At 69.8% G+C, this 6,022-nt stretch carries 9 protein-coding genes and 1 tRNA gene; 3 read left to right on the top strand and 7 right to left on the bottom strand.

All coding sequences use genetic code 11. The annotated features are described in order from the left end of the window. From ACK5KK_RS16450 to ACK5KK_RS16435, 4 genes are all read right to left on the bottom strand, one after another. On the bottom strand, nucleotides 1-595 hold a 595-nt coding region (locus ACK5KK_RS16450; protein ID WP_416891160.1), incomplete at its 3' end, for a TCP-1/cpn60 chaperonin family protein. A gap of 180 nt (nucleotides 596-775) precedes the next feature. Beyond that, complete coding sequence (locus ACK5KK_RS16445) at nucleotides 776-979, bottom strand: cold-shock protein (RefSeq protein WP_416891161.1); 204 nt, start codon at nucleotides 977-979, stop codon at nucleotides 776-778. A 429-nt stretch (nucleotides 980-1,408) separates the two neighbouring features. Continuing rightward, complete coding sequence (locus tag ACK5KK_RS16440; protein WP_416891159.1) at nucleotides 1,409-1,669, bottom strand: DUF3263 domain-containing protein; 261 nt, start codon at nucleotides 1,667-1,669, stop codon at nucleotides 1,409-1,411. Nucleotides 1,670-1,678: 9 nt separating this feature from the next. Beyond that, complete coding sequence (locus ACK5KK_RS16435) at nucleotides 1,679-2,680, bottom strand: DUF2332 family protein (protein WP_416891158.1); 1,002 nt, start codon at nucleotides 2,678-2,680, stop codon at nucleotides 1,679-1,681. A gap of 82 nt (nucleotides 2,681-2,762) precedes the next feature. Here ACK5KK_RS16435 and msrB point away from each other — a divergent pair, with 82 nt between their 5' ends. Next, the gene (gene msrB, locus ACK5KK_RS16430; RefSeq protein WP_416891157.1) at nucleotides 2,763-3,164 is read left to right on the top strand and encodes a peptide-methionine (R)-S-oxide reductase MsrB; all 402 of its coding nucleotides are present in this window, start codon (nucleotides 2,763-2,765) and stop codon (nucleotides 3,162-3,164) included. Between the two features lie 19 nt (nucleotides 3,165-3,183). Here the strand turns inward: msrB and ACK5KK_RS16425 are convergent, their stop codons facing one another. Continuing rightward, nucleotides 3,184-4,137, bottom strand: a complete 954-nt coding sequence (locus ACK5KK_RS16425) for a DMT family transporter (RefSeq protein WP_416891156.1) — start codon at nucleotides 4,135-4,137, stop codon at nucleotides 3,184-3,186. 81 nt (nucleotides 4,138-4,218) lie between these two features. Here ACK5KK_RS16425 and ACK5KK_RS16420 point away from each other — a divergent pair, with 81 nt between their 5' ends. Together ACK5KK_RS16420 and ACK5KK_RS16415 are read left to right on the top strand one after the other, a co-directional pair. After that, complete coding sequence (locus tag ACK5KK_RS16420; RefSeq protein ID WP_416891155.1) at nucleotides 4,219-4,689, top strand: hypothetical protein; 471 nt, start codon at nucleotides 4,219-4,221, stop codon at nucleotides 4,687-4,689. Further along, nucleotides 4,658-4,807: a hypothetical protein gene (locus ACK5KK_RS16415; RefSeq protein WP_416891154.1), complete on the top strand. Its 150-nt coding sequence runs from the start codon at nucleotides 4,658-4,660 to the stop codon at nucleotides 4,805-4,807. The genes ACK5KK_RS16420 and ACK5KK_RS16415 overlap by 32 nt, the downstream gene beginning before the upstream one ends. A gap of 8 nt (nucleotides 4,808-4,815) precedes the next feature. Here the strand turns inward: ACK5KK_RS16415 and ACK5KK_RS16410 are convergent. Beyond that, a tRNA-Thr gene (locus tag ACK5KK_RS16410) sits at nucleotides 4,816-4,888 on the bottom strand. A gap of 30 nt (nucleotides 4,889-4,918) precedes the next feature. After that, a complete protein-coding gene (locus tag ACK5KK_RS16405; RefSeq protein ID WP_416891153.1) occupies nucleotides 4,919-5,893 on the bottom strand; it encodes a DsbA family protein in 975 nt (324 codons plus the stop codon). Between the last annotated feature and the right edge of the window lie 129 nt (nucleotides 5,894-6,022).

Here is a 6,022-nt window from a genome sequence, read left to right as displayed (position 1 = left end):
TGATGTAGCCCTTGTCGAAGCGCATACCCTCGGTGAGCTCGAGCTCGGTGCCGAACGTCTGCGACTCCTCGACGGTGACGACGCCTTCCTTGCCCACCTTGTCGATGGCCTCGGCGATCAGATCTCCGATCTCGGTGTCGGCGGCGGAGATCGACGCGGTCGCGGCAATCTGCTCCTTGGTCTCGACCTCCTTGGCCGAAGCGAGAAGCTCGTCGGAGAGGCTCTTGACGGCCTTCTCGATGCCCTTCTTCAGCGAGATGGGGTCGGCGCCGGCGGCGACGTTGCGAAGGCCCTCACGAACGAGCGCCTGAGCCAGGACGGTCGCGGTGGTGGTTCCATCACCCGCGACGTCGTCGGTCTTCTTCGCGACCTCCTTGACGAGCTCCGCACCGATCTTCTCGTACGGGTCGTCGAGCTCGATCTCCTTCGCGATCGATACACCGTCGTTCGTGATGGTGGGGGCGCCCCACTTCTTCTCGAGCACGACGTTGCGACCGCGCGGGCCCAGCGTCACCTTGACGGCGTCGGCCAGTGTGTTCAGGCCGCGCTCGAGGCCACGACGGGCCTCCTCGTCGAAAGCGATGATCTTTGCCATGTGTGTGTCGTCCCTCCCGGACGTGACGGTCAGTCTTTAGCACTCACGTATCGCGAGTGCTAACCCATTCTGGCACTCGACCCTGGGGAGTGCAAGCTGCCGGCCCGACATGGAGACGACCCCGTCGGATGGTTCTCCGGCGGGGTGTTCCCGCGCGCTCCGACGCGCGCGGGAGAGCCGTCAGGCCAGGACGCGCACCGCTTCGGCCTGTGGGCCCTTTTGACCGGCGCCCACCGTGAACTCGACGGCCTGTCCCTCTTCGAGGACGCGGAACCCGGTCATCTCGATGTTCGAGTAGTGCACGAAGACATCGTGACCCTCACCGGAGGGGATGAAGCCGTAGCCCTTCTCTGCGTTGAACAACTTGACGGTGCCCTGGGTCATGAGTCTCTCCTGATGGTGCGGGTGCCGCCATGCTAACCAGCGGGAAACCGCCGATCCGTGCCCGCACGCAACTGTTGACACGCGCGCACCCAAGTGTTCACACGCAGGAAACACACCCGGCGCACGCCGGGGCACAGGAGCCGACCACGCCGCCGACGCGGGAAGGACACCCGCCCACGCGGCGACCGTCGCCGTCGGCGACGGGCTCGGGACGGCACCGTCCGGCGTCAACGCGATCGTGCCGGTGGCCAGGAGCACCGCCACGACGCCGATACCGACGAGCACGATGATCGCGACGACCGACCACAACACCACCCGTCCCGGGCGCAACGCGGACGACTCGGCACGGTGTGCTCCGACGGGACGACCGTCGTCGGGAAGATCGTCGAAACGATCCTTCGGGGCGGGGGGATGCGGCACCCCAGAATTTTAGCGGGCCGATCCTGTGAGTCGCGCCGTGCGGCGACGCCGCTCATGATCGGCCGTCTCGCGGCGACGGCGGAGCCGGTGCACGAGCAGCGGGTCGTGGGCGAGAGCATCCTCGGTGTCGATGAGGCGCCACAACAGCTGGTAGTAGCGTGCGGGCGTCACCTCGAACTCCGTCCGCACCGCCTCTTCTTTGGCGGCATCGTGACCGTGCCAATGCGCCTCGAAGTCGAGGAGCGCGCGGTCACGGTCGTTCAGGGGCACGTCGCCACGCTAACCGACGCGGGCCCTTTCGCCGGTACGCCACTCCACCCAGCCCCCGAGCGGGTCCGCGGCGGCCCGCACCTCGCCGTCGACAGCGAGCGCGAACCCGTCGCGCCACGGCGAGACCGAGTCCGGCACCCATCCGTCGTGGAGCCCGGGGGCATCCAGCGTCACCCACCGCCCCAGCCGGCGCGCCTGCGTGATGACCCGCGAGCGGGACTGCGCCGGCAGGTGGACGAGCACGCCGGGGGTCGTGATCACGAGCGTCGCCCCGCGTGGTGCTTCGGCGGCGACGGCGGGTAGCGCCTCCGCCGCATCCGCCGCGACCAGATGCGGCGGCTCGTGCGCGGCGATCCGCAGCGCGGCGCGGATGCGCTCGGTACGGCCGCTCTCCCCCGGCCACACCAGGGCGGTGAGCCATTCGGCCGTGGACGCCGCGCCCGGATCGAGGGGATTCAGGTCGATGCCGGCCCGCCAGACCACGTCAGGCAGCGTCACCGGCGGCATCCGGTCGCCACGCACCCGGCAGGTCAGCGTGACCTCCGAGGGGCCGTCCGCGGGGTCGAGTTGCGCCACCACCCGGTCGCCCCCGACGTATCGGTAGGAGTACCGGTCCGGGTACAGGCACAACCCGGCACTGGCCCCCACTTCCAGCAGCGCGATGGGACCGTCGATCAGGCCCAGCGCCGGCAGCAGCGCGGCGCACCGCTGCGGCTCGTTCGTCTGCAGCGATCGCCGCTCACACTCGGTCCGAAGCCGGTCGCCGTTGCCCCGCACCCAGTCGGCGAATTCGTCGTCGTCCGCATCGTCGGCCAGCCCGAGCAGCCGCGCGACCGCGAAAACGAGCGGCGGTTGACGACGATGCGGCGCGATGGCGGCCAGAATGCGCTGCAGCGGCGGGTCGGCGCTCACGCGCGCGGCCCAGCGGGCATACACCGGCGACCGGGACGGTGCTTCGTCGCGGGCGAACCTCCGGTAGCGTTCGGTGATGGCAACGAGGTCGGCATCCATCCGACCATTGTGCGGGAATCACCGTGGGGGAACACGACGTGCCGCGGCCGGGTTGAACGATAACGAGCAGCAAGGAGTCACCATGACCTACCGCGTCGAGAAATCCGAACAGCAGTGGCGGGAGGACCTGTCCCCCGAGCAGTACGCCGTGCTGCGCGAGGCCGGCACCGAGCGCCCTTGGACGGGTGCGCTGCTCGACGAGGAACGCGCCGGGTTGTACACCTGCGCCGCGTGCGGGGCGGAGTTGTTCCGCAGCGGCACCAAGTTCGACTCGCACTGCGGATGGCCGAGCTTCTACGAATCGGTGCGGCCCGAAGCGGTCGAACTGATCGAAGACCGTTCCCACGGGATGCTGCGCACCGAGGTGCGGTGCGCCGGATGCGGCTCCCACCTCGGGCACGTGTTCCCGGACGGCTTCGGCACCCCGACCGGGGACCGCTACTGCATGAACTCGCTGTCGCTGTCCTTCTCGCCGGAGGGGTGACCGGCGCCGAGCCGACACGTCACCGGCGGCAACGCCAGGGCAGCACCGCCACCGCGACCGACGCCAGCGCGACGGTGACCGTCAGCAGTTCGCTGCCCCATCCCGAGCTGGCCGCGGCCGGCCACAGGATGTCGAGCACGAAGGCGGTCACCAGCTGCCCGGCGACCGCGCCGAGGCCGAGCAGCAGCACACCGGTATAGGCGACCAACGCCGCCGACAGGAAGATGTACGCCACCCCGATCGCCCCGCCGGTGTAGAGCCACGGATCGGACGGTGGCGTGCGCGGCGGGCCGTTCACCCCGACACTGACCGCGGCGGCGATGGCCAGAACCGCCGTGCCGCCGATGAAGTTCACCACGGTCGCGGTCATCGGGGTGCCGACCCGCTGGCGCAACCGCCCGTTGGTGGCCTGCTGCCACGCGATGCCGACTCCGGTGACGAACGGCAACAGCAGCATCCACCACGCGACCGAGTCCCCCACCCCCTCGCGACCGATCGCGATGACAGCGGCGGCCAGCGCCAACGCTCCCCCGGCCACCCGCGGCATGGTGACGGCCACCTCACCGCCGGGCCCGAATCCGACGCGGTCGAGGACGAGCCCGTTGAGGGTCTGGCCCGCCACCACCCCGACCGTGAACAGCGACACCCCGATGATGGCGACGGTGAGGCCCTGCGTGGCGACCGTGACGGCTCCGGCGACACCACCGACCAGCATCCACCACGGGATGCTCCCGGCCCGCAACCCCGCGACCAGTTGCGCCGTTCCGCGCCGGCCGCCGGGCAGCGCGAGCGACAGGACACCCACCAGGACGAGGCCGGATCCGAACGAGATCACCGCCGCGACCAGACCGTCGTCCAGTTGCACCCCCAGCTCTCCGTTCACCCGCGCCTGGACCGCCGTGAGTACACCGACCAGCACCGCGCCGCCGATCGCCAGCCGCGCAGGCACAGCGGGCGAGGCGGGGCGTGTCACCCGGCCGAGCCTACGCGACCGGCAGCGCCCTCCACTTTGCGACCGCCGCCGGGTACGCTCGGGGCCACAGGGGGGATCGCCATGGACCTGTGGACGACGACGGTGTGGCCGTGGGTATCGGGCTGGCTGCAGACACCGGGCTTCGGCGGCGCAGCGGCGGTCGCGGCCGCCATGATCGCTTTCGCGGGCGTTTATCGTCAGAGTCGGCTCAACGCGTGGTGGCAGAGGGCGGAATGGGCGCTCGATGTGCTCGTGCGCAGCAACCTCGATGCGAGGGACCGCGAAATGGCGCTCGAGATGATCCGGGTGCTGCAATCCTCGCGTCTGGCAAAACACGAGGAGCAGCGGTTTCTCGCCGGCGTCGTCACCTCAAGTTCGCTGGCCCGGATCGGCGAGGGCACGCACCACGTCGACGACGCGCCCACGCTGACGGTGCCATCAACGCGGAGACCCTCGCAAATACGGCCCGCTCGGCGCATACTGGGGGTGTTTGGTCGACGCGCGAGCAAGGGAGGGCCCCATGCCGGGAACGGACCGGCGCGCCCCCAGTGACCGGGAACGCTACCTCGCTGCGGTCATCCGCATCGACGCCGACAAGAAGCTGCGTCGCGCGACCCCCGAGTGGATCCTGCAGATCGCCCGCGACGGCGAGGATCGGTTCTCCAGCTAACCTGTCCGTGCCGGCTACAGGACTTGAACCTGCAACCCCCGTATTACAAGTACGGTGCGCTACCAATTGCGCCAAGCCGGCGAACCGCACCAGTCTAGTGCGGCGTCACGCTCACTCCGACGGCGTCGCGCTCGGCGTCGGTGTCTCGGACGGGGCCGCCGTGGGCGTGGGGGTCGGCGTGGAGGTCTGCGTCTGGTAGAAGGCGCCGCTTGCGGTGGTGAGGACGAACTGGGAGAACTCGGCGGGGTCGCTCAACGCGCCGACGTACCGCTGACCGTTCACCAGCACCATCGGCGTGCCCGTCAATGCCAGACCGTCGGTTCCCGGGATGCCGGCGACGGCGCTCTCAGTGGTCTTCTTCGCCCAGGTCAGGAAGTCGCCGTCTTCGATGCAGTCCCGCACCGTCTTCGGGTCGTCGACGCCAGTCGCCTGGGCGAGATCGGCCAGGTCGGTGTCGCTCATCCCGTCGGAGTCGATCTCGGGCTGGCCCAGCAACAGCTCGTTGTTGTAGGCGTAGAAGGTCTCGGGCGCGTGCGAACCGACGCACGCGGCCGCGCCGGCGGCACGCAGCGAGTACTTGGTCCCGTTCGACTTGGCAGTCAGCATCGACACCGGGTAATAGGTGAGCGACGCCGCACCCTCGTTGACCCAGCTCGCCAGTTGCGGACTGTTGGCGACCTGCCAGTCGCGGGCGCCCGGCGACAAGTAGTCGACGTACACCTGGATCTCCACCTGCGGCAGCGCGGTCGGCGATTCGGTCGGCGCCGGGGACGACTCGTCTTCGATCGTGGCTTCCGCCTCAGTGACGGCCTCCGGACCGCTGACGGCCGCGGCGATCGCGGTCACCGGGAAGCCGCCGCCGGAAACGTTCTCGGGCGACAGCTGCGGACGCGACACCGCCGAGACGACCGTCCACGTCACCGTGATGGCGACGGCGGCAACGACCGCGACAGCGCCGACGACCACGAGTGAACGAGTGATCGCGCGGGCGCGCGACTGGCGCGCGCGCACCTGCTTCGCCTTCTCGCGCACCGCCGCGCGGCGGTGGCGCGGAACAGGGGTGCGGGCGGAGTCGTCGTCAGACATGGAACCTCTCGACAAGATGGTCACGCATGGCAGGAGGCCGGGGCGGGTGGCGCGACGGGTTCGATGCTAACCGGGTCCCCTGAGAAAAACCCCACGGTCAATCAGTCATGGCATACTTGTCGGTGCGTC

The organism is Microbacterium sp. (assembly GCF_047972865.1).
Taxonomy (GTDB): Bacteria; Actinomycetota; Actinomycetes; order Actinomycetales; family Microbacteriaceae; genus Microbacterium.
This window is presented reverse-complemented; position numbering and strand designations above follow the sequence as displayed.